The 619-nt window shown below is 77.1% G+C and carries 1 protein-coding gene; it reads right to left on the bottom strand.

What is annotated here, in order from left to right; all coding sequences use genetic code 11:
* Positions 1 to 466: amidase family protein (locus ESO86_RS18270; protein ID WP_165308446.1), on the bottom strand; the 466-nt coding region annotated here is incomplete at its 3' end.
* Between the last annotated feature and the right edge of the window lie 153 nt (positions 467 to 619).

A 619-nucleotide genomic window follows, 5' to 3' on the forward strand; every position in this document is an offset into this window, starting at 1 on the left:
AACCGCCGGCGCCGAGCGCGAGGTCCCACGGGTTGCGGGCGGCACGGCCGGCGAGCGGCTCGGTGTAGGACGGCAGGCCGAACTCGGGCGTCGCGGTCTTGCCGAGGCTCACGGCCCCCGCCGCGTCGACGTCCCGGACGAGGTCGTCCGACTCGTCGGGCACGTCGCCGGCGAACGCACGCGAGCCGAACGCCGTGGGCACGCCCGCCCGCGGGTGCAGGTCCTTGTCCGCGAGCGGCATGCCCCACAACGGCGCCGCGTGCGCCAGGTCGCGTTCGACGAGCCGCGCGCGCTCGCGGGCCCGCTCCGGCGTCACGAGCGCGAACGCCCCGACCTCCGGGTCGAGTCGCTCGATCCGCGCGAGGTAGTGCTCGGTGGCCTCGAGCGGCGTGACGTCGCCGCGTTGCAGGAGCTGGTGCAGCTCCAGCGCCGTGTACTCGTGCAGGTCCTCGTGCTGGTCGGCCACGACCCGAGCCTACGCACCGCGGTCGCGGCACCGCACCCGGGTAGAGTGACGCGCGTGACGGGGGCGACGGGCACGGGCGGCGTCGGGGCCGTGGCGCGGCATCCGCTCGCCTGGGGTGCCGCCTGGAGCAGCGCCCTCGGCATCGCGGCGGCC

The organism is Agromyces binzhouensis, assembly GCF_004135055.1.
Taxonomy (GTDB): Bacteria; Actinomycetota; Actinomycetes; order Actinomycetales; family Microbacteriaceae; genus Agromyces; species Agromyces binzhouensis.